This window comes from Myxococcus sp. NMCA1 (genome assembly GCF_026810205.1).
In the GTDB taxonomy this organism is placed as follows: domain Bacteria; phylum Myxococcota; class Myxococcia; order Myxococcales; family Myxococcaceae; genus Myxococcus; species Myxococcus xanthus_A.
This window is the reverse complement of sequence record NZ_CP113950.1, coordinates 2,233,558-2,254,877: the sequence shown is the minus strand read 5'-3', so window position 1 is coordinate 2,254,877 and position 21,320 is coordinate 2,233,558. Positions and strand designations below refer to the sequence as shown.

The 21,320-nt window shown below is 69.8% G+C and carries 18 protein-coding genes and 1 tRNA gene; 13 read left to right on the top strand and 6 right to left on the bottom strand.

From position 1 onward, the window contains the following. The first annotated feature begins 157 nt into the window (after window positions 1-157). The 12 genes from mglB to OZ403_RS09600 all read left to right on the top strand — a co-directional run bounded on the left by mglB (window position 158) and on the right by OZ403_RS09600 (window position 14,105). Window positions 158-637 carry a gliding-motility regulator GTPase-activating protein MglB gene (gene mglB / locus OZ403_RS09655; protein ID WP_002637270.1) on the top strand — a complete coding sequence of 160 codons (480 nt, stop codon included), beginning with the start codon at window positions 158-160 and terminating at the stop codon, window positions 635-637. An 11-nt stretch (window positions 638-648) separates the two neighbouring features. Next, window positions 649-1,236 (top strand): gliding-motility regulator Ras-like GTPase MglA, encoded by a 588-nt coding sequence (gene mglA / locus OZ403_RS09650; protein WP_002637269.1) that lies wholly within the window; start codon window positions 649-651, stop codon window positions 1,234-1,236. A gap of 121 nt (window positions 1,237-1,357) precedes the next feature. Further along, on the top strand, window positions 1,358-2,062 hold the full coding sequence (locus OZ403_RS09645; protein ID WP_268784022.1) for a dihydrolipoamide acetyltransferase: 705 nt from the start codon (window positions 1,358-1,360) through the stop codon (window positions 2,060-2,062). An 11-nt stretch (window positions 2,063-2,073) separates the two neighbouring features. Then, window positions 2,074-4,503, top strand: a complete 2,430-nt coding sequence (locus OZ403_RS09640; protein WP_268784021.1) for a tetratricopeptide repeat protein — start codon at window positions 2,074-2,076, stop codon at window positions 4,501-4,503. Then, window positions 4,503-7,835 carry a tetratricopeptide repeat protein gene (locus tag OZ403_RS09635; RefSeq protein WP_174259227.1) on the top strand — a complete coding sequence of 1,111 codons (3,333 nt, stop codon included), beginning with the start codon at window positions 4,503-4,505 and terminating at the stop codon, window positions 7,833-7,835. Before OZ403_RS09640 ends, OZ403_RS09635 begins: the two co-directional genes overlap by 1 nt. Continuing rightward, complete coding sequence (locus tag OZ403_RS09630; RefSeq protein WP_140797714.1) at window positions 7,832-9,319, top strand: tetratricopeptide repeat protein; 1,488 nt, start codon at window positions 7,832-7,834, stop codon at window positions 9,317-9,319. Before OZ403_RS09635 ends, OZ403_RS09630 begins: the two co-directional genes overlap by 4 nt. A gap of 7 nt (window positions 9,320-9,326) precedes the next feature. Then, window positions 9,327-9,602, top strand: a complete 276-nt coding sequence (locus OZ403_RS09625; RefSeq protein ID WP_140797713.1) for a hypothetical protein — start codon at window positions 9,327-9,329, stop codon at window positions 9,600-9,602. Between the two features lie 4 nt (window positions 9,603-9,606). Then, the gene (locus OZ403_RS09620) at window positions 9,607-10,950 is read left to right on the top strand and encodes an AgmX/PglI C-terminal domain-containing protein (protein ID WP_268784020.1); all 1,344 of its coding nucleotides are present in this window, start codon (window positions 9,607-9,609) and stop codon (window positions 10,948-10,950) included. Between the two features lie 42 nt (window positions 10,951-10,992). After that, window positions 10,993-11,439: a cyclic nucleotide-binding domain-containing protein gene (locus OZ403_RS09615; protein ID WP_140853534.1), complete on the top strand. Its 447-nt coding sequence runs from the start codon at window positions 10,993-10,995 to the stop codon at window positions 11,437-11,439. An 87-nt stretch (window positions 11,440-11,526) separates the two neighbouring features. After that, complete coding sequence (locus OZ403_RS09610; RefSeq protein WP_174258702.1) at window positions 11,527-12,090, top strand: hypothetical protein; 564 nt, start codon at window positions 11,527-11,529, stop codon at window positions 12,088-12,090. 111 nt (window positions 12,091-12,201) lie between these two features. After that, window positions 12,202-13,467, top strand: a complete 1,266-nt coding sequence (locus tag OZ403_RS09605; protein WP_140797711.1) for a hypothetical protein — start codon at window positions 12,202-12,204, stop codon at window positions 13,465-13,467. Window positions 13,468-13,490: 23 nt separating this feature from the next. Beyond that, on the top strand, window positions 13,491-14,105 hold the full coding sequence (locus tag OZ403_RS09600) for a polysaccharide biosynthesis/export family protein (RefSeq protein ID WP_140853533.1): 615 nt from the start codon (window positions 13,491-13,493) through the stop codon (window positions 14,103-14,105). A 14-nt stretch (window positions 14,106-14,119) separates the two neighbouring features. On the opposite strand, the gene OZ403_RS09595 is transcribed toward OZ403_RS09600, so the two are convergent. The 6 genes from OZ403_RS09595 to OZ403_RS09570 form a co-directional block, all read right to left on the bottom strand. Continuing rightward, the gene (locus tag OZ403_RS09595) at window positions 14,120-14,941 is read right to left on the bottom strand and encodes an inositol monophosphatase family protein (RefSeq protein WP_140797710.1); all 822 of its coding nucleotides are present in this window, start codon (window positions 14,939-14,941) and stop codon (window positions 14,120-14,122) included. A gap of 11 nt (window positions 14,942-14,952) precedes the next feature. Further along, the gene (locus tag OZ403_RS09590) at window positions 14,953-15,510 is read right to left on the bottom strand and encodes a TlpA family protein disulfide reductase (RefSeq protein WP_268784019.1); all 558 of its coding nucleotides are present in this window, start codon (window positions 15,508-15,510) and stop codon (window positions 14,953-14,955) included. Window position 15,511: 1 nt separating this feature from the next. Further along, on the bottom strand, window positions 15,512-16,984 hold the full coding sequence (gene mpl, locus OZ403_RS09585; protein ID WP_268784018.1) for a UDP-N-acetylmuramate:L-alanyl-gamma-D-glutamyl-meso-diaminopimelate ligase: 1,473 nt from the start codon (window positions 16,982-16,984) through the stop codon (window positions 15,512-15,514). Next, on the bottom strand, window positions 16,977-18,158 hold the full coding sequence (locus OZ403_RS09580) for a serine hydrolase domain-containing protein (protein ID WP_268784017.1): 1,182 nt from the start codon (window positions 18,156-18,158) through the stop codon (window positions 16,977-16,979). The genes mpl and OZ403_RS09580 overlap by 8 nt, the downstream gene beginning before the upstream one ends. Beyond that, window positions 18,155-19,066: a S66 peptidase family protein gene (locus OZ403_RS09575; RefSeq protein ID WP_141255334.1), complete on the bottom strand. Its 912-nt coding sequence runs from the start codon at window positions 19,064-19,066 to the stop codon at window positions 18,155-18,157. Before OZ403_RS09575 ends, OZ403_RS09580 begins: the two co-directional genes overlap by 4 nt. Window positions 19,067-19,174: 108 nt before the next feature. Then, window positions 19,175-20,371 carry an RsmB/NOP family class I SAM-dependent RNA methyltransferase gene (locus OZ403_RS09570; RefSeq protein WP_268784016.1) on the bottom strand — a complete coding sequence of 399 codons (1,197 nt, stop codon included), beginning with the start codon at window positions 20,369-20,371 and terminating at the stop codon, window positions 19,175-19,177. A 138-nt stretch (window positions 20,372-20,509) separates the two neighbouring features. On the opposite strand from OZ403_RS09570, the gene OZ403_RS09565 reads away from it, so the two are divergent. After that, window positions 20,510-20,582, top strand: a tRNA-Asn gene (locus OZ403_RS09565). The last annotated feature ends 738 nt before the right edge of the window (window positions 20,583-21,320 follow it).

The window sequence follows — 21,320 nt, the reverse complement described above, 5'->3', positions numbered from 1 at the left end:
CTCCTCCAGGAAGCGGAAGGCTTCTTGCTGGAGTGGATACGCTTTGCTAAGCATCCTGATGGTCGGTAGCGCCTCGTCTAACCTCGTGGATTCACTCTAGAAACATCGGAGCGTCGCCATGAGCGGGACGAGCGAACGCTGAGGAGCGCATACGCCCATGGGCACGCAACTGGTGATGTACGAAGAGGAGTTCACCAAGATCAACGCCGTTTGCGACCGGCTTACCAAGGACGCGAACGCGAAGGTGGTCTTCCTCGTCGACAAGAACGGGCAGCTCATCTCCTCCGCGGGTCAGACGCAGAACATCGACACCACGTCACTGGCCTCGCTGACGGCCGGTAACGTGGCGGCGATGGGTGGCCTGGCCAAGCTGATTGGGGAGAACGAGTTCCCCAACCAGTTCCACGAAGGGGCCAAGGACTCGCTGTACATGACCATCGTCGGCAGCCGGGTCGTGCTGGTCGTCATCTTTGACAACCGCACCAGCCTTGGCCTCGTCCGCCTTCGCATCAAGAAGGCCAGCGACGAGCTCACGAAGATCTTCGAGAGCCTGGTGAAGAAGACGGACAGTCCTGGAGCTGGGTCGCCCTTCGCCGAGATCTCCGACGACGATATCGACAACCTCTTCAGCGAGTAACCCGGGAAGCCATGTCCTTCATCAATTACTCATCCCGCGAAATCAACTGCAAGATTGTCTATTACGGGCCCGGGCTCTGCGGGAAGACGACCAACCTTCAGTACATCTACAACAAGACCGCCGCGGAGACGAAGGGCAAGCTCATCTCCCTCTCCACGGAGACGGACCGCACGCTCTTCTTCGACTTCCTGCCGCTGTCGCTCGGTGAGATTCGCGGCTTCAAGACGCGCTTCCACCTGTACACGGTGCCCGGTCAGGTCTTCTACGACGCCAGCCGCAAGCTCATCCTCAAGGGCGTGGACGGTGTCGTGTTCGTGGCAGACAGCCAGATCGAGCGTATGGAAGCGAACATGGAGTCGCTCGAGAACCTCCGCATCAACCTTGCGGAGCAGGGCTACGACCTGAACAAGATTCCGTACGTCATCCAGTACAACAAGCGCGACCTGCCCAACGCGGTGACGGTGGAGGAGATGCGCAAGGCGCTCAACCCCCGCAACATCCCGGAGTACCAGGCCGTGGCTCCTACGGGCGTGGGCGTCTTCGACACGCTCAAGGCCGTGGCCAAGCTCGTCCTCACCGAGCTCAAGAAGGGTGGTTGAAGCAAGCGCCCAGGCGGGCGACCCCGGTCCCCGCCCACGGCGTGGCAAGACGTCCTACAGGCAAGGGTGCTATGTCCTCCCTTGCCGTCAGGTCGGACCGTCTGCCCACTGAGGTCGTACCGTGCGTGTCGCCGCCACCTTCCCGCTCCTCGCCCTGCTGGGCGCCGCCCTCTGTGGGCCGGCGCTCGCGCAGGAGCCCGCCGCATCCGCTCCTCCCTCGGTACAGGCCGCGACGACCGCGGACGAGGCGTTCGACACCCGCGTGAAGACGCTGGAGGAGAACGTCGTCGACCTGAAGGAGAAGATCTACCGCTCCAAGGCGCGCCTGCTGCTGCTGCAGGAGACGGTGCTGGGCGGTGACGTCTCCACCGGCGCTCGCGCCGTCATCATCCACAAGAACGAGATGGGCGGCTCCTTCGAACTGGAGTCGGTGGCCTACGCGCTCGACGGCGCGCCCGTCTACACGCAGGTGGATGAAGAGGGCCAGACGGACCTGGGCAAGCGAGAGCTCTTCGAGGTCTTCAACGGCCGCATCGTCCCCGGGCAGCACCAACTCGCCGTGCGCCTCGTGTACCGGGGCAATGGCTACGGAGTGTTCAGCTACCTGGAGGGCTACAAGTTCAAGGTGCAGTCCAGCTACACCTTCAGCGCGGAGCCGGGGAAGACATCCACCGTGCACGTGGTGGGCTACGAGCAAGGCGGCATCACCACGGACCTGAAGGACCGGCCCGCGGTGCGCTACGACGTCTCCGTCGCTCGTGAGTCGGGCCGCAAGGCCGCGCCCGCCGCGCCGCCGCCCGTCACCCGCTCCACTCCCGGGCAGTAGAGGGCCAGACGGTGAACGCGTCACTCCGTGCCCTCGCTCTCGCGGCGGCCCTGCTGGGGCCGGCGGCCGTCCGTTCCGCCGAGCCCGCGCAGGTGCCCGCGCCCCCGCCGACCGCGCGCGACCTGTCGCCGCGGCTCGACGCGGTGGAGACGGGACTGCTCGGCGTCGAGGAGAACCTCCACTTCGTGGAGACTCAGTTCACCCAGCGCGCCGAGCCCAGTGACGACGACGCCCGCGCGCGCCGCTTCTCCGACGGCGAAATCCACTACCTGCTGGGCGACTGGCCCGCGGCGTCCGTCCTCTTCTATGACCTGGTGAGCGACCCGCGCTTCCGCCCGCATCCGCGCTATCCGGACGCGCTGTTCTACCTGGCGGACTCGCTCCTGGAGCAGCGCAACGACATTGGCGCGCGCCTGTACCTGCGCGAGCTGCTGGCCCTGCCCCCGACTTCCGGGCACTACCGCGAGGCCCTGTCGCGCTACCTGACGGTGGCCGGCCGCCTCAATTACTTCGAGGGTGTCGAGGCCTACGTGGCGCAGGCCCGCGCGCTGTCCGGTGGGCAGCTGCCCCCGGAGATTGCGTACGTCCACGCGAAGTGGCTGTTCCGGCGCGCGGACCTGTCTCCGGCGGACCGCATCGCCCAGGCCCGCGCCGCCTTCACGCCTCTGGCGCAGGCGCCCAGCGGCGCCTTCCGGCTCCAGGCCGCCTACCACCTGGGCGTGTTGTCCGTGCAGGAAGGTGACCTGCCCGCGGCCATCACCCGCTTCCAGCAGCTGGCCACCCCGCCCTCCGCCCAGGCCGCACAGGCCGCTCTGGGCAGAACGGGTCCTCGCCGCTCCGCGCCCACGCCGGAGGAGGAAGCCCGCCGCGTGCGCGAGCTGGCGCTGATGTCATTGGGGCGGCTGCTGTACGAGACGGGCCGCTTCGACGACGCGCTGGACCGCTACGGCCAGGTGCCGCGTGACAGCGAGTCCTTCCCCGACTCCCTCTACGAATCCGCCTGGGTCCACGTGCGCCGGGGCCACTACCAGCAGGCGAAGAACGCCATCGACATCCTCCTGCTGGTGGCGCCCGACTCGCAGCTCGCGGCCGAAGGCCGCATCCTCCAGGGCAACCTGCTCCAGAAGCTGCGCCGATATGACGAGGCGACCGACACCTATACCCAGGTCATCGACACCTTCCGGCCCCCCAGGGAGCAGGTGGACGCGCTGCTGAGCTCGCACAGCGACCCGGTGGCGTACTTCGACCGGCTGCTGGTGCGCGCGGACGGCCCGCTGGACATGCGCACGGTGCTGCCGCATCTGGTGCTGAAGTACGCCACCACGCAGCGCGAGGTGGCGGACGCGGTGCGGCTGGTAGAGGACATCGACAGCGGTCGCCGGGGCCGGAGCGAGGCCGCGGCCATTGCCCAGCGCATCCTCCACGCCCTGGACACGCGCGGCCTGGAGACCTTCCCGGAGCTGCAGGAAGCCAACACGCGCGCGGACGCGGTCGACACCGCCCTCACCCAGGCGGAGGCGGAGTTGGTGCGGGTAGAGACGCTCGCGATGCAGGCCGTGCTCACGCCCGCCGAGCTGGCGCGGCTGACGGAGGCGCAGCACGCGCGTGAAGCCCTGGAGCGCCGCTTCTCCGCGCTGCCCACCTCGCTGAAGACGCTGGAGGACCGCCGCGAGCGCATGCAGCGGCGCGTGGATGAGTTGGACCGCGAGGCCCACCGGCTCGACTTCGAGCTTCAGTCGCTCAATGCCATCGCCGCCTCGATACGCAAGTGGGTGGATGACTCGCGGACTCACCGGCAGACGCCTCCGGACGAGGAGCGCGAGTTCCTGCTGCAGTTGCAGGCCGAGGTCCAGACGCTGAAGGACCTCAAGGCGGAGCTGACCGCCACGCGCGCGCGGCTGGCGGACGAGCGCAACGCCGTGGACACCACCCTGGCCGGCGAGCGCGCCATCCGCATCGCCTATGCAGATTCCCTGCGGCGCGAGCACGCCATCCTGCGCGAGGCGGAGCCCCGGGCGGACGCGGAGGTCCTGGCCACGCTGCGGCGCACCCAGGGCGTGCGCGGCCGGCTGGACGGCCTGCGTGGACGCGTGACGACGGCCCGGAACGTGGTGCGCGAGCGGTTGGAGAGCCGGGGCCGCGTCATCCGCGAGAAGGTCGTGGCCGAGCAGCAGCTCCTGGAGCGCTATGAGGCCGAAGTCGCCACCGTCTCCGGTGACGCCAAACAGTTGGTGGGCCGCATCGCCTACGACAGCATCCGCCGCGTGCGGCAGCAGTTCTACGACCTGGTGCTCAAGGCGGACGTGGGCGTGGTGGACGTGGCCTTCAGCGAGAAGCAGGACAAGACGACGGCCATCCAGACGCTCTCCACGCAGAAGGACGAGGCCCTGCGCGAGCTGGACGCCGAGTTCCAGGACGTCCTGTCCGAGGTGAAGGAGTGATGCGCTCCCGTCTCCTCGCCGCGCTGCTCGCCCTGGGTGGCCCCGCCTCCGCCGCGGAGGCTCCCGCCGCGCCCGCGTCCCCCTACCTCCAGGGCATGGGTCGCACGCCCGAACAGGAGGCGCTGTTCCAGGAGGTGAGCAGCGCGCTGGAGCTCTACGAGTCCGAGGCGCGCGAGTTCCACCGCGAGGTGCAGGAGCTGGTGGAGCAGCGCTACGAGCAGAAGCGTGGCGCGCTGGCGGCCTCCTACGAGAAGCGCATCAAGGACCTGGAGGCCCAGGAGCGCCGCGAGCGGCTGGACGCCATCGCCCGGTTCGAGGAGTTCCTGCGCCGCTACCCCACCGAGCCGCGCTTCACGCCGGACGTGATGTTCCGCCTGGCGGAGCTGTATTACGAGCGCTCGTCGGACGACCACCTGCTGGCGATGCGGGACTACGCGGAGCGGCTGGAGGCGCACGACAAGAACCCGGACGCGGAGTTCCCCACCGAGCCGCGCGTGGACTACGCGCCCTCCATCGCGCTCTACCGCAAGCTGCTGGCCACCTTCCCGGACTACCGCCTCAACGACGGCGCCTGGTACCTGCTGGCCTACTGCCTGGAGAAGCAGGACCAGTACGACGACAGCCTCCACGCGTACCAGCAGCTCCTCGCCCGCTACCCACAGAGCCGCTTCGCCACCGAGTCCTGGGTGCGCATCGGCGAGTACTGGTTCGACAACTACGAGGACCCGCAGGCCCTGCCCAAGGCCGCGCAGGCCTACGAGGCCGCCACGCGCGACGCCTCGCACCCGCTCTACGACAAGGCGCTCTACAAGCTCGGCTGGACGTACTACCGCATGGACCGCTTCGAGCCGGCGGTGGCGTCCTTCCTGACGCTGGTGGAGTTCTACGATGCCCAGCGCGTGGCGAAGGGTGACGCGACGGCCGGCGGCGACCTGCGCGAGGAAGCACTCCAGTACGTCGCCATCTCCCTGGCGGACGACACGTGGGGCGGCATCGCCCGGGCAGAAGCGCTCTTCGCGGAGCGTGGCCCGCGCCCCTACGAGGCCGAGGTGTACCAGCGATTGGGCAACGTCTACTTCGACCAGACGAAGCACGCGCCGGCCATCGAGGCCTATCGCCGGGTGCTGCAGAAGGCGCCGGACGCGCCGGACGCGCCCATGGTGCAGCAGCGCATCGTCCAGGCCTACGAGCGGGACCGCATGCTTGGCCTGTCCTTCACCGAGTCCGAGGCCCTGGCCAACCTCTACCAGCCCGGCGGCGCCTGGTACGAGAAGAACAAGGGCGACACGGCGGCCATTGCCCGCGCCAACGCGCTGGCCGAGCGCAGCCTGTACGGCAGCGCCACCTACCACCACCAGCAAGCCCTGGTCTTCAAACAGGAGGGCAAGTTCGAGCAGGCCCGGAGCGCCTTCGACATCGCCGCCCGCGCGTATGGCACGTACCTGGAGCGCTTCCCGCGGACGAAGAGCGCGGGCGACATGCGCTTCTATTACGCGGAGTGCCTCTACAACGCCTTCCAGTTCGCCGCCGCCGCGCGCGCTTATGAAGAGGTGCGCGACACGGACGCGGCCAACAAGCACCGCCCGGACGCGGCCCTCAACGCGGTGCTCGCGTGGCAGAAGCAGCTCACGCTGGACATCCAGGCGGGCACGGTGCCGGAGTCCAAGACGCTGCGCTCGACAGAGCGTCCCCAGGGCCAGGCGGTGAAGCCCCGCCCCTTCGCGCCCACCGAGCAGAAGCTGGTGGCCGCCGCGGACGCCTACGTGGCCCTGCTGCCCGCTGGCGAGAAGGCGCCCGGCATCGCCTACCAGGCCGCGGAGCTGTACTACTCGCACGACGACTTTCCCGAGGCGCGCCGCCGCTTCGAGGCCATCATCCAGGCGTACCCGAGCCACGAGGTGGCCCGCTACGCCACCAACCTCACCATCGAGACCTTCCTCATCGACGAGGACTGGCGGAGCGTGGAGTCCGTCAGCGCGCGGCTGGCCAGCAACGACAAGGTCATCGACCCGTCCAGCGACCTGCACAAGCAACTGGTGAAGTTCAAGCTCGCCGGCCGCTTCAAGCTCGCCGACCAGCTCATGGCCGAGTCGAAGTACGAAGAGGCCGCGTCGAAGTACATCGAGCTGGTGGACGAGTCGCCCCGCCACGAGTTCGCGGACAAGGCCCTCAACAACGCCGCGGTGGCGCATGAGAACACGCGCCGCTTCGACTCCGCGTTGAAGCTGTACGAGCGCATCTTCCGCGAATACCCATCGTCACCGCTGGCCGGCGGGGCGCTGTTCCGCGTGGCGGTGAACGCGGAGAACTCCTACGACTTCGACAAGGCCGTCGTCAGCTACCAGAAGCTGGTGAAGGACTACCCGGACTCGAAGGACCGGGAGGCGGCGCTCTTCAACGCGGCGCGCCTGTTGGAAGGCCAGCAGCGCTACCCGGAGGCGGCCGCCGCCTTCATGCGCTACGCGGACCTGTTCCCCAAGGCGGAAGACGCGCCCAAGAATCAGTACCGCGCCGCCATCATCTACGAGAAGCAGGGCAACCCCCGTGGCGAGGTCCGCGCGCTGCAGGAGTTCGTGCGCAAGTTCGCCTCGCAGTCCGGACAGGCGGAGCTGGTGGTGGACGCGCACCGGCGCATGGGCGACGCCCACCAGAAGCTGGGCAGCACGCGCGAAGCCCAGAACGCATGGGAGCGCTCCGCCGCGGAGTTCGACCGGCGCAAGCTCCAGCCGGACACGCATCCACTGGCCGCGGATGCCGCCGCCTACAGCCGCTTCCAGCTGGCCGAGCTGGAGTTCCAGAAGTTCGACAAGCTGAAGATTGGCGGCAAGGGCAAGGCGCTGGAGCGCAGCTTCACGGCGAAGCGCAACGGCGTGAAGTCCGTCAACACCGCGTACGCGCGCGTCTACCCGTACAAGCAGCTGGAGTGGACGCTGGCCGCGCTCTACCGCCGGGGCTACGCGCTGGAGCGCTTCGCCAACACCATCATCGAGACGCCCGTCCCGGTGGAGGTGAAGCGGATGGGCGAGGAGGCGGTGGTCGTCTACCAGGACGCGCTGGTCCAGCAGACCACGTCGCTGGAAGAGGCCGCCGTGGAGAGCTACGCCGCCACGCTGGCCGAGGCACGGAAGAACCGCCTCTCCAACGAGTGGACGCGCCGCACGCTGGAGTCCCTCAACCGCTTCCGGCCCAAGGAGTACCCGGTGCTCAAGGAGCCCAAGCAGGCGCTGGCCGCGGACGCCACCTACCCGGATGGGCTGGTGGGCAGCATCACCGGGCCCGTGCGCTCGACGCCGCAAGAAGGCCCGCGCCTGTCCGGGGAGGGAACGAAGTGAGTCCTGGCCCGCGTCTTTCGTGCGCCCGCGCGCTGACCTCCGTGGTGCTGGCCTCCAGCCTCTGGCTGTCCGCGTGCGCCACCACACCCGCCGCCACCCGGCCAACGCCCGAGGAGACCTCCGCCGCCGAGGAGGCGAGCACCACCGCCGCGCCACCGCCGGACGAGGGCGCCACCGCGGAGGCGCAGTCGCCAGCGTCGCCGCCCCTGCCCCGCCCGGAAGCGCCGCGCGGCACTGAGCGTGACTTCGTCGAGGCAGTGGAGATCGCTCGCCGGGGGGAGCTGACCGCGGCCGAAGCGGCGCTGCGCACCCTGGTCGAGCTGGACCCGAAGCTGGACTACGCGTGGACGAACCTGGGCATCGTCCAGGAACGGCTGGGAAAGACCGCGGACGCGGAGCGCTCCTACCGCAAGGCACTGGACGTGGCCCCCGAGCAGCAGTCCGCGTGGGACTGCCTGGCCCGCCTGTATGGCCGCACCGGCCGCACGGCGAAGCTGGAGGCCGAGCTGCGCGAGCGGCTGTCGTCCCATCCGGACTCGGTCACGCTGCGCACCGCGCTGGCCATCACCCTGCTCCAGGCGAAGAACCACGCCGCGGCCTCGGCCGAGGCCAAGGAGGCGCTGAAGGGGGACGAGCGGCACGTGCGCGCCATGCAGGTGCTGGCGCAGGTCTACTACCGCGAGGGCAAGCACGAGCTGGCACGCATGGTGCTGGAGAACGCCCGCGCCATCGACCCGAAGGACGCGGCCACGCACAACGCGCTGGGGCTGGTGTACCTGGCGCTCGACTCGCGTCCCCAGGCCCTGGAGTCCTTCAAAACGGCCGCGCAGCTGCGGCCCGACTTCGCGGAGGCGCGCAACAACTTCGGCGCCATGCTCAACGAGGCACAGGACTACGCGGCCGCCGTCACCGAGCTGGAGGCCGCGGTGCGCGCCGCGCCGGACTTCGCGTCGGCCCGCCTCAACCTGGGCAACGCTCACCGGGGCCAGGGGAACTTCGCGCGAGCCCGCGCCGAATACGAACAGGTGCTGCTGCTGATGCCGGGCGCCGCGGACGCGTACTTCAACCTGGCCATCCTCTACCTCGACGTGGAGCCGCCGGGGATGGAGCCGCTGAAGCGCTACAAGACGGCCCTCACCCACTTCGACAACTACCAGGCGCGCGGCGGACGCGACGAACGCATCCCCCAGTACGTGAAGGACGCGCGCAAGCTCATCGACCGCGAGGAGCGGCGCCTGGAGCGCGAGCAGAAAGACCAGCTCCGAAAGGCCGCCGAGGCGCAGAAAGCCGCCGAGGCCAGGCCTCCCGAGGGAACACCGCCCGCCCCCTCGGTGTCCAACCCGGAGCCGGGCACGCGCGTCGCGGCGCCTGGCGCCTCACCTTCCACCACCTCCGCCCCAAGCAGCCCGGCACCGTCACCGGACGGCGCGTCCGCTGCCCCGGTGCCCACCGGCTCGGGTAGACTCACCACCGACTCCCAGTAAATCCGCCATGCGCTCCGCCTTCGCCCTCATCGTGCTGCTCGCCGCCGCGCCCGTACTGGCCCAGGACGCCAGTCGGGCCTCCTCGTCCAGCAGCGGCGCCGCGTCGCCGAAGAAGGCCCCGCGCAAAGTCATCCGCCTGGAAGCCATCACCGTCGAAGGACGCATCCAGAAGCCCCAGGCCATGTACATCCTCCAGCGCTCCAACCTGAGCTTCGATGACCTCAGCCGCACCGAGAGCTTCGTGCCCAAGGTCGAGAAGAGCGTGGAACAGGAACCCTTCTAGTCCCATGGCCGCCACCTCGCAGAACAAGCTGCTCCGCGTCGGCGTCATCCAGAACGGCCGCATCGTCGAAGAGCACCACGTCCGCCGCGAAACGGTCACCATCGGCCACGACGCGAAGAACACCATCGTCCTGCCCGCCACCGAGGGCCGGCCCGCCCGCTTCGCCCTGCTGGAGAACCAGAACCAGCAGTTCCAGCTCGTCATCGCGCCGGACATGAAGGGCCGCGTCAACCTGGGCTCGTCCGACGTGGACTTCGAATCCCTGCGCGCGCAGGGCCTGGCCACCCGCCGCGGCGACCTGCACGTCCTGCCCCTGCCGGAGAGCGCTCGCGGCAAGGTGGAGCTGGGTGACGCCACCCTCTTCTTCCAGTTCGTCACGCCGCCGCCCGACGAGGCGAAGCCGGTGCTGGCCGCGGACGTCATGGTCAGCCGGTGGAAGACGATGGACCGCGTCTTCTTCGGCATCCTCGCCGCCTCGCTCCTGGTCCACTTCTCCGGCGCCGCCCTCATCATCACCTCGGAGACGCCGCAGGTGGCCGAGCTGGAGCTGGACGAACTGGATGACCGCTTCGTGCGCGCCATCATCCCCCAGCGCCCGGTGGAGGCCCCCAAGCCGGCGGACACCGGCGCCGCCGAAGCGCCCAAGAGCGACAAGCCCGATGCCGCGCCCAAGGACGACACGCCCGCGCAGAACAAGCCCGCGGGTGACGCCGCCCAGCAGCGCCGCGCGGAGGTGGTGAAGAAGGTCTCCGGCAAGGGCCTGCTGAAGATTCTGGGCTCCAATAGCGGCGGCGGCCAGGGTGCCTTCGCGGACGTGCTGGGCGGCGCCAGTGGCGGCGGTGACATCGCCGAGGCCCTGGCGGGCGCGGGCGGCGTGGGCGTGGCCCGCGAGGCCTCCGTGGGCGCCCCCGGCGGTCCTCGCGGCGGCGGCACGGGCACGGTGACGGACATCGGCGCCATTGGCACCCAGGGCGGCGGCAAGGTGGACCTGGGCGACAAGAAGGAGACGGTGGTGAAGGGCCGCGTGCAGGACGCCACGCCCGAAATCGAGAGCTCGGACGTGGACCGCGACGCGCTGGCCCGCTACGTGCGCGCGCGCAAGGCCGCCATCCAGAGTTGCTACGAGAAGGAGCTCAAGCGGAACCCCAACCTCAAGGGCAAGGTGGTGGTGCGCTTCACCATCAAGACGTCCGGCCGCGCGGGCGACATCGAAATCGAGGAGAACACCCTGGGCAGCGAGGCGGTGGGCAGCTGCATCCGCACCACCATCCGCAGCTGGGTGTTCCCCTTCAAACCCGACGACGAGACAGCCGTTTCCTACCCCTTCGTCTTCGCGCCGGCGGGCTAGGCTCCCGGTCGGGGAGCACCCATCCCGGGCCCCGGGGGGACCATGGAGAAGCTGTCCGTCATCGCCGCATCGCCGCTCTTCGAAATGCTCTCCTCCGCGGAGCTCGGCCACCTCGCCGAGCTGGCGCGGGCGCGGCACTTCGCGGCCGGGGACGTCATCTTCGAAGAAGGGGATTTGGGCGACAGCCTCTTCGTCGTCGTCCGCGGCCAGGTGGAAGTCGCACGCCGTCATCCCCAGGGCGGCCTGCATCCGCTCGCGGTGCTGTCCCCACCCGAGTTCTTCGGGGAGATGGGCCTCATCGACAAGGACTTCCGCTCCGCCACCGTGCGCGCGAAGACGGACGTGGACCTGCTTCAGCTCGGCGCGCAGGACCTCCGCGAGTTCCGGAGGACGCATGGAGATGGGTTCACCTTCATCGTGGTGAATATCGCCAGGAGCCTGTCTGCCCGTCTGCGCGAGGCCAATGTTCGTCTCGCGACGAAGGACTGACTAGTCAGTCCTGGCCACTTTCATCGCCCTCGTGTTGGTTTGACACCCCCCACCCCTGCCTCTACGCTCTGCGGCATCGTGAGCCGCATGCGCAACGTCGGAATGCTTGCCGTCCTGGCCGCCGGCATGGCGACGGCACAAAGCCCGTCCCCCGCCGCGCCGCCAGCCCCTCCCGCCGCCACCGCGGCGCTGGAGAAGGCCAGCGACGTGCCGGACTCGGCGAAGCTGGTGCGCAGCACGCAGGCCCTGGGTGGCATGCGCGAAGTACTGCGCTCGGTGTTGGGGAAGGTAGAGGAGGCCCGGCGCACCAAGGACGTGGTGAAGCTCAACTGCGCCAACGAGAAGCTCACTCAAATCAAGGGCCTGCTGCGCATCTCCGAGCAGGCGGACGTGTCCCTCCAGGAGGCGGTGTCCCGCCAGGAGTCCTCGTCCAGCGAGCACGAATTCACCAAGGTGATGATCGCCCGGCAGAAGGTGGGACAGCTCCGCTCGGAGGCCGAGGAGTGCATCGGCCAGCTCGCCTTCCGCACCGATGAAAACCTGTTCGTAGAGGTGGAGGAGCCCAACAACCTCCCCGGAGGAGACCCCAGCCGTCCCCTCACGCCCGACACCGTCCTGGTGCGCCCACCTCCCGCCAGCCCCGTCCGGTAACACCGCCAACAAACGTTCGGTCCGGCCTGACACGCATGTTATGACGCCGCCGGCCGCAAGCACGAAAGGTGGGAGGAGATGCACCTCACACCTGGGAAGCCCTTCTGAGCCATGAAGCAGCCCGCGACATTCTGGGGAGGACTGGGTGCACTGGCGCTGCTCGCGCTGGGCGGCACGGCCTCCGCGCAGGGCATCGCGGCGCCTCCCACCGGGGGAAACGGCTTCAAGGTGGGCAACGGGCGGCTGCACCCCTACTTCGACTTGGAGACGCGGCTGGACAGCGGCGTGGGCTACTTCTCGCCCACCTCCAACGCGGAGCCCAACAGCGACCCGGTATCGGCCAACCTGGCGAGCGACGTGGCGCTGCGCTTCCGCCCTGGCTTCCGGCTGGAGATTCCGTCGTCCACCCTGGCGTTCAACCTGGGCGCCAACCTGGACTACGTGATGTACACGGGCCTGGTGACGAAGAACTCCAGCGCGGCCTCGCGCATGGAGGGCGCGGCGGACCTCACCGCGCGCTTCAACCCGGACGCCCCGCTGACGCTGGAGGTGTCGAACCAGTTCGCGCGCTCGGACCGCACGCGCACCGCGGCCGTGGGCGTGGGCGTGCTCAGCCTCTTCAATGAAGCGCGCGTGAAGGCCCCGTGGCGCCCCGGCGGCGGCGCGCTGGAGCTGACGCCCAGCGTGGCCTACGCGGTGGAGTTCTTCCAGCCGCTGAGCTCGGTGAGCCCCGTCGGCTGCACCGAAAGCGTGTGCGACCCGGCCGCCGTGGAGCGCTTCGACTACGGCAACCTGCGCGTGGGCGCGGAAGGCCGCTGGCGCTTCCTGCCGAAGACGGCGGTGGTGCTGGACACCCACCTGGACGTGCGCAGCTACTTCAACGACAGCACGCCGGGGGCCTCGCTGTTGCGCATCATGGGCGGCGTGGCGGGCCTCGTGTCCCCCAAGGTGGCCGTCACGGCGAAGGCGGGCTGGGGCCAGAACTTCGGCAGCACCGGCGGCGGCACCTTCCTGGGGCAGATGGAGGGCACCTACCTCTACAGCCCCACCCTGAGCTTCAAGGCGGGCTACCTGCGCACCCTGGAGCCCGTGGCCGCCTACGGCTTCTTCACGGACAACCGGGGCTACGGCGAGGTGCGCGCCCTCTTCGGCGGCAAGCTGACGGTGTCCGGCGGGCTCGCGGTGGACTTCCTGCGCTTCGACGGCGGCCGGAAGGACACCGTCGTCGGCGTGAATATCGGCCCGGAGTACCAGTTCTACCCGTGGCTGACGGGCGCTGCAGGCTACATGCTGGGTCGCCGCTCCTCCTCGGTGGATGGCGGCGGCCTCAACTACTCGCGGCACGAGGGGTACGCCCGCCTCTCCGTGACGTACTGAGTGAGCGTCTGTCCCTCCTGGAGATGAACAGCTTCCGCGCCGCCTTCACCGCGCTGTCCCTGATGACGCTGCCCGGCTGCTTCGGCACGTCGCAGCGCCCGCCGCCGCCCGCTCCCACGCCCGCCGCGGAGGCGGAAGCCGCGCGCTCCAGCGGTGGCAAGCTGGGGCCCGGAGACGTCGTGGAGGTGCGTGTCTTCCAGGAGCCCGAGCACTCCGGCACCTGGCGCCTGTCCAGCGAGGGCACCATCGACTACCCGCTGTGCGGCAAGGTGCCGCTGTCGGGGACCACGCCCAGCTCGGCGGCGGACCAGCTGCGGGACTGCCTGGCGCGCTACGTGCGCCGCCCGCAGGTGTCGGTGCTCATCCGCGAGTACAACTCGCAGAAGGTGTTCGTCTTCGGCGAAGTGCAGAAGCCGGGCACCTTCCCCGTGGACAACGAGATGTCCATCGTCCAGGCGATTACGCTGGCCGGCGGCTTCACCAAGCTGGCGGCGAAGAACAACACGCTGGTGACGCGCGTGGTGGACGGGCAGGAGCGCAAGATTCGCGTGCCCGTGGAGGACATCGGCGTGGGGCGGGAGAAGAACTTCATGCTCCAGCCCGGCGACATCGTCTTCGTGCCGGAGAGCTTCTTCTAGCCTTCGCCTGAGCCTCAGCCGCGCGGAGGCTGTTCGCGCAGCCCGTCCACGAAGTGCTTCGCCTCGGACAGCAGCGCCGGGGCCAGCGCGGGCGCGGAGGCAATCACGTCACCGCGCAGCACGTCGAAGGGCTCGCCGGAGATGTGGCGGATGACGCCGCCCGCCTCCTCCACCAGCAGCGAGCCCGCGGCGATGTCCCACGGCTTCAAGCCGAACTCGAAGAAGCCGTCGAAGCGGCCCGCGGCCACGTAGGCCAGGTCCATGGCGGCGCTGCCCGTGCGGCGCATGCCCTGCGCGTGAAGGATGAGGCGGGTAAAGAGGCCCACCGGCCCATCCGGGCGCTCGCGCACGTCGTAGGGGAAGCCCGTGCAGAGCAGCGCCCGGTCCAACGAGGACACGGTGCTGGCGCGCAGCGGACGGCCGTTGAGCGTGGCGCCCTGCCCGCGCGCGGCGGAGAACAGTTCGTCCAGCATCGGGTCATAGACGACGCCGGCCAGCACGCCGCCGGGGCCCTCCACCGCCACGCTGACGCAGAAGTGCGGCACGCGGTGCGAGTAGTTGGTGGTGCCGTCCAGCGGGTCCACCAGCCAGCGCAGGCTGTCGGTGCCCTGCGTGGCGCCGCTCTCCTCCGCGAGAATGGCGTGGTCGGGGTGGCGCTCGCGGATGAAGGCCAGCAGCGCTTCCTCGGAGGCCTTGTCCGCGTCCGTCACCAGGTCGATGCCCCCCTTGAACTCGATGGTGCGCTCGCCCAGGAACCGGTCCGCGAGGATGCGGCCAGCAAGCCGGGCGCCCTCCTCGGCGGTGCGGCGCAGGCTGTCGGGCGAGTCCTGGGACATGACGCTCTCCTCTACGGGGTGGGCTCGGCGAGCAGCGCCTCGAGCTCCGTCTGGTACTTCGCGAGGAACTCCTCGGCGAAGCCTTCATGGACGTGGCGCACCACGCCCTTGCGGTCGATGAAATACGTGGTGGGCATGCCCCGCACCTTGAGGGTGCGCTCGGCCACCTGGGCGTTCTGGTCCAGGAGGACGGGCAGCGTCACCTTCGTCTCCGCCAGGAAGGTGGGGATGGCGCGCGGGTCCTCGTCGATGTTGAGCGCGTACACCTTCAGGCCCTGGGCCGCGTACTCGTTCGCGAGGTCCTGGTAGTAGGGCAGCGCGTCCTTGCAGGGCTCGCACCAGGTGGCCCACACGTCGAGCACCACCACGCTGCCCCGGTCCGAGGCGAGGTCATATGACTCGCCGCCGGGATAGCGCTTCACCTGGAAGTCCAGCGGCTGCGAGCCCTTGAGCCCGCTGCGCTTTGAAGTCCCCTGCCCCTCCGGCCCCGGCGGCGGAATGGAGGGAGCGCGCGCACAGCCGGACAGCGCGAGCGCTCCAACGACGGCGGCAAATGGCAGGCGCGGCATGTCAGGCTCCCTTCTGCGCCCGGGCCGAGAGGGCCGCGAGCACCTTGTCGATGAAACCACCAAAGGCCCCGTTGCTCATCACCAGCAGCACGTCGCCGGGACGGGCCTCGCGGGCGGCCAGGTCCACCAGGACCTGCACGTCCGTGGCACCCTCGGCGGCAATGCCCTGGGCCTGGAGGTCGGTGACGAGCTTGCGCACGTCCAGCTCCTCGCCCACGGGCACCTTGTCGTGGCGCTCGGGCACCTTGAGGCTGGCGCGGGCCGCGCCGGTGAAGGCGTGGGCGTAGTCCTCCTGGTGGATGTTGCGGCGGCTGGTGTTGGAGCGCGGCTCGAAAATCGCCCACAGCCGCCGCTCCGGGTAGCGGTGGTGGATGGCGGCGATGGTCTCCCGCACGGCCGTCGGGTGGTGCGCGAAGTCGTCAATCACCATGACACCGTCCGGCTCGCCGCGAATCTCCTGCCGGCGCTTCACGCCGCTGAAGGTGGCCAGCCCCTGCGCGATTTCGTCGAAGGTGAGCCCCAGGCCCTGCGCCGCCGCGATGACGGCCAGTGCGTTCTCCACGTTGTGCGCGCCGCCCATGGGGAGCTGCACCGTGCCCTGCACCTCGCCGCGCGCCACCACGTCGAAGCGCGCGCCGTCCGGGCCGAAGGACAGGTTGCGCGGCGTGTAGTCCGCGTCCGCGCCCTCCTTCGCGACGTACGTCACCACGCGCCCCGGACAGCCCTCGCGCGCCAGCTTCACCGCGTTGGGATAGGCGGCGCAGACGACGAGCTGCCCGTCCTGAGGGATGAGCCGGACGAACTTCTCGAACGTCGCCTCGTAGTGCGGCAAGTCGCGGAAGATGTCCGCGTGGTCGAACTCCACGCTGGTGAGGATGGCGGTGCGCGGCCGGTAGTGGAGGAACTTGGAGCCCTTGTCCCAGTACGCGGTGTCGTACTCGTCGCCCTCGACGACGAAGTGCGCCCCCTTCCCCACGCGGTAGTTGCCCGCGTAGTTCTGCGTGACGCCGCCCACGAGGAAGGACGGGTCCTTGCCCGCCGCCACCAGCACGTGGGCCATGAGCGAGGACGTGGTCGTCTTCCCGTGCGTGCCAGCCACGACGACGGAGTGCGAGCGGTCCAGGAAGAGCGAGCCCAGCGCGGCGGGGAAGCTCATCTGCTTGAGACCGCGCTCGCGCACGGCGGTGGCCTCGGGATTCACGCGGCGGATGACGTTGCCGATGATGACGAGGTCCGGCTTCGCCTCGTCCAGGTTCTCCGGACGGTACGGCGTGGCGGCGGGGATGCCCCACGTCCGGAGCATGTCGCTCATGGGCGGGTAGACATTCTCGTCGCTGCCGGTGACGTCGTAGCCGGCGGCCTTGAGCATGCCGGCGAAGGAGCCCATGCCCGTGCCCGCCACGCCCACCAGGTGGATGCGGCGCACGCTGCCGGGTTCGAGGGTGTCGAGGACGCTTCCGTTGTCGTCAGCCATGGTGTCCCTGCTTCGTTTCAGTGAGCTCGAGCGCCTCCACGACGAAGTCATGGAAGAGCGGTCGGAAGTCCCGGATGCGCGTTTCCTGGCGGCCGTTGGCCACGCGATTCGTCACCAGCGCCACCACCAGCGAGCGGCGCAGGTCCACCCAGAGGCTGGTGCCGGTGAAGCCCAGGTGCCCCACCGCGCCCGGCGGGGTGTCGCCAATGTAGTGCCCGGCGCTGGACACGCCCTCGGAGGGCGAGTCGAAGCCCATGGAGCGGGTGCTGGCCTGCACCTTCGAGTCCGTGGCCAGCGCGCGGTGCCACAGCAGCCCCGGCGCGATGACGGCTCCGCCCGCGCAGCCGTCCAGCACGGCCTGGCCGAAGCGGGCCACGTCCACGGCGGTGCCGAAGAGGCCCGCGTGGCCGGCGACACCGTCCATCACCCAGGCGTTGTCGTCGTCCACTTCGCCCGGGCGCGTGGACTGGGTGGGCACGTCCTTCCACAGCGTCTCCTGCCCCGGAGCCGGCTCCCGCGGGCGGGTGGCGCCGGTGGGCGCGGGCATGGTGTCCGCGGGGAAGTCGGTGAGGCGGTGGAAGCGGGCGCTGAGGCCCAGGGGCTCGGCGACGTGGCGGGAGAAGAGCGTGTCCAGCGGAGCGCCCGCGGCCCGCGAGAGGATTTCGCCCAGGAGAATGAAGCCAACGTCGCTGTAGGCGGCGCGCGTCCTGGGCTCGGCGGCGAGCGGCGTGGCGGCGGCGGCCTGGATGACCTCGTCGCGGACGTGGGCGCGCAGGGCGGAGGGACAGTCCGCGTCCAGCAGCTCGGGGTGCGCGGTGAGCGCCTGCGCGAAGAAGGGCACGAAGGGCGGCAGGCCGGAGCGGTGGTAGAGCAGGTCCGCCACGGTGACGCCCGCGTCGCCCACGGGCGTGCCCGGGAAGTAGCGGGACACCAGCGTCTCCGGGCCCACCTTCCCTTCCGTCCAGAGGCGGAGAAAGAGCGAGGTGGTGCTGATGACCTTGGTGAGCGACGCCAGGTCGAAGCGCGTGTCGCCGGAGACCTTGCCCGCGACGCCGCCGAACACCTGGACGCCCCGGTGCAGCACGACGGCCTGGGCCGAGGGGAAGACGCCCAGGTCACAGGCGTCATTGAGGACCTTCTGCAGAATCGCGATGGGGTGGGTACCGCCACTCATGCCCGCACGGCTCCTTCGAGGAAGGTGAGGCGCGCGGCATCCGCGTCCAGGCGGACCTGGGTGCCGAGCGCCACGGGGTAGTTGATGTCACCGTGGCCGATGGGGAAGCCCGCCGCGCAGGGAAGGCCCGCCTCGCGCGCGAGCTCACGGAGCACGTCGGCGCTGGAGTAGTCCGCGCCCTTCTCCTCGCACCCGGTGAAGTCGCCCAGGACGATGCCTCGCACGCGGGAGAAGACACCCGCCAGGCGCAGGTGGGTCCACATGCGGTCGATGCGGTACGGGCGCTCGGTGACGTCCTCCAGCAGCAGCACCGCTCCGTCGAGCGGCGGCATGTACGAGGTGCCGATGAGGCGCGACAGCACGGACAGGTTGCCGCCTACGAGGTGCCCCTCCGCCATGCCGGGCACGTAGGTCGCCGAGCCCGTCAGCGGGGGCGGCGCCTCGGGGGACTCGAGGAGTCGGAACAGGTACTCGCGCACCGCGGGAGGCTGCCGGCCGAGCTGCGTGAGGACGGGCCCGTGGAAGGAGACGCGCCCCAGCGCCTGGAGCGCGCCGTGGACGGAGGTGAGGTCGGAGAAGCCGACGAAGGCCGCGTGCGAGGCGTCCGCGAAGGGAAGGTCCGGCAGGAGCCGGGCGCTGCCGTAGCCACCGCGGGCGCTGAAGATGGCGCGGGCGTCCCGGTCCAACAGGGCGCGCGACAGCTCCCCGCCCCGGCGCGCGTCATCCCCCGCGAGGTAGCGGTGGGCGGCGAAGATGTCGGGGCCGTGGACGGGGCTGTAGCGCTCCGCGATGACGGCCAGGCCGGCCTCGAAGCTCGGGCGGTCGAAGGGCCCGGAGGGGGCGACGACATGCACGGCGTCGCGAGGACGGAGCGGAAGGGGCTTGAGCCAGCGCACGGGGCGCTTCATAGCACCCGGGGCCCGGGGGGCACGGTGATTCGAGGCCCGGGCGGGCGAAGCGTTGAGTTCCCCCGTCCGTCGGGACACGGACACTGCGACCGCCTGTCGCCCCCGTCCCTACCCTGCCGACCGCTCCAGGACGGCGGCGAAGAAGGCGTCCGTGCCATGCCGGTGGGGCGCGACGAAGAGGAATCCGTCGCGGAGACACGCGTCGGAGAGCCACCCCGCCCCGGGCCGTACGAGGCGGAAGTCCGGGCGCGAAGCCAGGAAGGCGGCGACGACGTCCTCATTCTCCGCGCGGTTGACGGTGCAGGTGGCATAGACGAGCCGCCCGCCGGGGCGCACCGGGCGGGCCCCACGCTGGAGGATGTCCTGCTGGAGCGCCGGAAACCGGGTGAGCACCTCCGGCTGGATGCGGAAGCGCTGGTCAGGGCCCCGGCGCAGGGAGCCCAGCTCCGAGCATGGCGCGTCCACGAGCACCCGATCCGCGTCCAGACCCTTGGGAAGGCTCCGGAGCACCTGGACTCGGGTGAGGTGAGCCCGGGCGGAGCGCTGGAGGAGCCGGTCGAGCCGCTCGGGGTCCGGGTCATAGGCCAGGAGCCGCCCCGAGTCCTTCATGTCCGCGCCCAGTTGGAGCGTCTTGCCGCCCGCGCCGGCACAGAGGTCCAGCACCGTCTCCCCGGGCCGGGCCTCCACGAGGAGCCCCAGGAGCTGGCTGCCCTCGTCCTGGACCTCGAACAGCCCCTTCTGGAGGGAGCGGAGGCCATAGAGGTTGGGCCGGGGACCCTCGATCTGGAGCGCCAGCGGGCTCCAGGGGCCGGGGCGCGTCTCGACGCCCTCGGAGCGAAGCCGCTCGGCAAGGGCCTCCCGCGAGGTGCGCAGGACGTTGGCCCGGAGGGTGATGGGCCCGGGGACGTTCAGGTGGGCGCAGAAGTCGTCGGCCTCGGGACCGAACTCCCGGGTGAAGTGCTCGGCGAGCCAATCCGGGAGCGAGGCACGGAGCGCGAGCGTGGGGGGGAGCGCCGAAACCAACGGGGGCGGCGCCTCATCCCCGAGCCCGGCCAGGGCGGCGGACTCCACAGCCGGGACGCCCGAGAGGCCGTGCATCAAGGCATGGAGCAGGAAGGGAGGAGCGGCGTCCTCGCGGCCCAGGAGGAACCCAAGGCGGCGCCGCCAGAGCCCGACGTTGAAGACGGCCTCCTTGAGAGCCTGGCGCTGCTCTCGGGTCAGGGAGCGCTGGCCACGCAGAGTACGGTCGAGCACGCGCTCGGCGGAGGAGCCGGCGAGCACCTGGGCGATGGAATCGGCCGCCACGGGGCCCAGGCCGTCGAGTGCGGACCAAGGCTGGAGGTGAAGCCGGGAGAGCGGATCAAAAGGGACTGTTGACAGAGCGGGCACCATTCTCTAGAAAGCGCCTCATCACGGCAACGCGGTTCCGCCGTGAGGACATATTCCCCGATAGCTCAGCCGGTAGAGCGGGTGACTGTTAATCACTAGGTCCGTGGTTCGAGTCCACGTCGGGGAGCTGAACGAAGGGCCCTACCAACCGGTAGGGCCCTTTTGTTTTACATGGGCCTCGCGATGAAAATCGCGGGGCCTTCGTGCTTAAGCCCCTGAATCACAAGGGATTTTGCCTCGCGGTGTTGAAGAGGGCGCTCTCGGCTCTCGCCATCGCAGAGCGAGATGCCCCTCTTCTCCACCGCCGATTGGGGGCTCTGAAGCGCTCTTTCGCCCGTTTTGGGGAGAGAGAGGCCGAGAGCGGTTAACAGGTGCTGTTAACTTTTGGGGAGGCGGTTAACAACACTCCCCTGGAGACCCGCTCTTTCCGCTCTGAGGTTTCTGAGAAGGCGTCTCTCTCTACTTTTTGGTTTCGTCTCTTACCTGCTTTGCTGGTCCCCGAGAGGGTGACGCAAGGCCAGCGGGGGCCCTCCCAACCAATACTCAAAGTGAGGGCGCTTTCAGGAGGCCTCTGATCCAGGCGTATCCGCCGCCGTTTCACGGGGGTCACTCGCCCTTCTCGCAAGGCGCCCGGCTCCCCCGTCCAGAGCCGCCCGAGAGAATCCAAGAACCCCAAGACTCCGCAGAGCACCCGCCCGTCGCGCGGCCTCCTGGATTTGCGGCGCCCCACTGGCGCGCAGCGCCTCCAACGCCGCACAAGCCCGAGTAGCCCCGCGCCAGACAGCCCCCCGGAGGAAGGGCCTCCACCGAGAAGCCTCGCGCCCACCAAGGTGGGCAAGAAAGCACGAGTCTCCGCGCGGGTTTC

Coding starts and splice junctions, on each gene's coding strand:
- mpl (WP_268784018.1), bottom strand. CDS start 16,984: ATGGCTGACGACAACGGAAGCGTCCTCGACACCCTCGAACCCGGCAGC.
- mglB (WP_002637270.1), top strand. CDS start 158: ATGGGCACGCAACTGGTGATGTACGAAGAGGAGTTCACCAAGATCAAC.
- OZ403_RS09595 (WP_140797710.1), bottom strand. CDS start 14,941: ATGTCCCAGGACTCGCCCGACAGCCTGCGCCGCACCGCCGAGGAGGGC.
- OZ403_RS09590 (WP_268784019.1), bottom strand. CDS start 15,510: ATGCCGCGCCTGCCATTTGCCGCCGTCGTTGGAGCGCTCGCGCTGTCC.
- OZ403_RS09610 (WP_174258702.1), top strand. CDS start 11,527: ATGCGCAACGTCGGAATGCTTGCCGTCCTGGCCGCCGGCATGGCGACG.
- OZ403_RS09605 (WP_140797711.1), top strand. CDS start 12,202: ATGAAGCAGCCCGCGACATTCTGGGGAGGACTGGGTGCACTGGCGCTG.
- OZ403_RS09625 (WP_140797713.1), top strand. CDS start 9,327: ATGCGCTCCGCCTTCGCCCTCATCGTGCTGCTCGCCGCCGCGCCCGTA.
- mglA (WP_002637269.1), top strand. CDS start 649: ATGTCCTTCATCAATTACTCATCCCGCGAAATCAACTGCAAGATTGTC.
- OZ403_RS09615 (WP_140853534.1), top strand. CDS start 10,993: ATGGAGAAGCTGTCCGTCATCGCCGCATCGCCGCTCTTCGAAATGCTC.
- OZ403_RS09635 (WP_174259227.1), top strand. CDS start 4,503: ATGCGCTCCCGTCTCCTCGCCGCGCTGCTCGCCCTGGGTGGCCCCGCC.
- OZ403_RS09580 (WP_268784017.1), bottom strand. CDS start 18,158: ATGAGTGGCGGTACCCACCCCATCGCGATTCTGCAGAAGGTCCTCAAT.
- OZ403_RS09575 (WP_141255334.1), bottom strand. CDS start 19,066: ATGAAGCGCCCCGTGCGCTGGCTCAAGCCCCTTCCGCTCCGTCCTCGC.
- OZ403_RS09600 (WP_140853533.1), top strand. CDS start 13,491: ATGAACAGCTTCCGCGCCGCCTTCACCGCGCTGTCCCTGATGACGCTG.
- OZ403_RS09620 (WP_268784020.1), top strand. CDS start 9,607: ATGGCCGCCACCTCGCAGAACAAGCTGCTCCGCGTCGGCGTCATCCAG.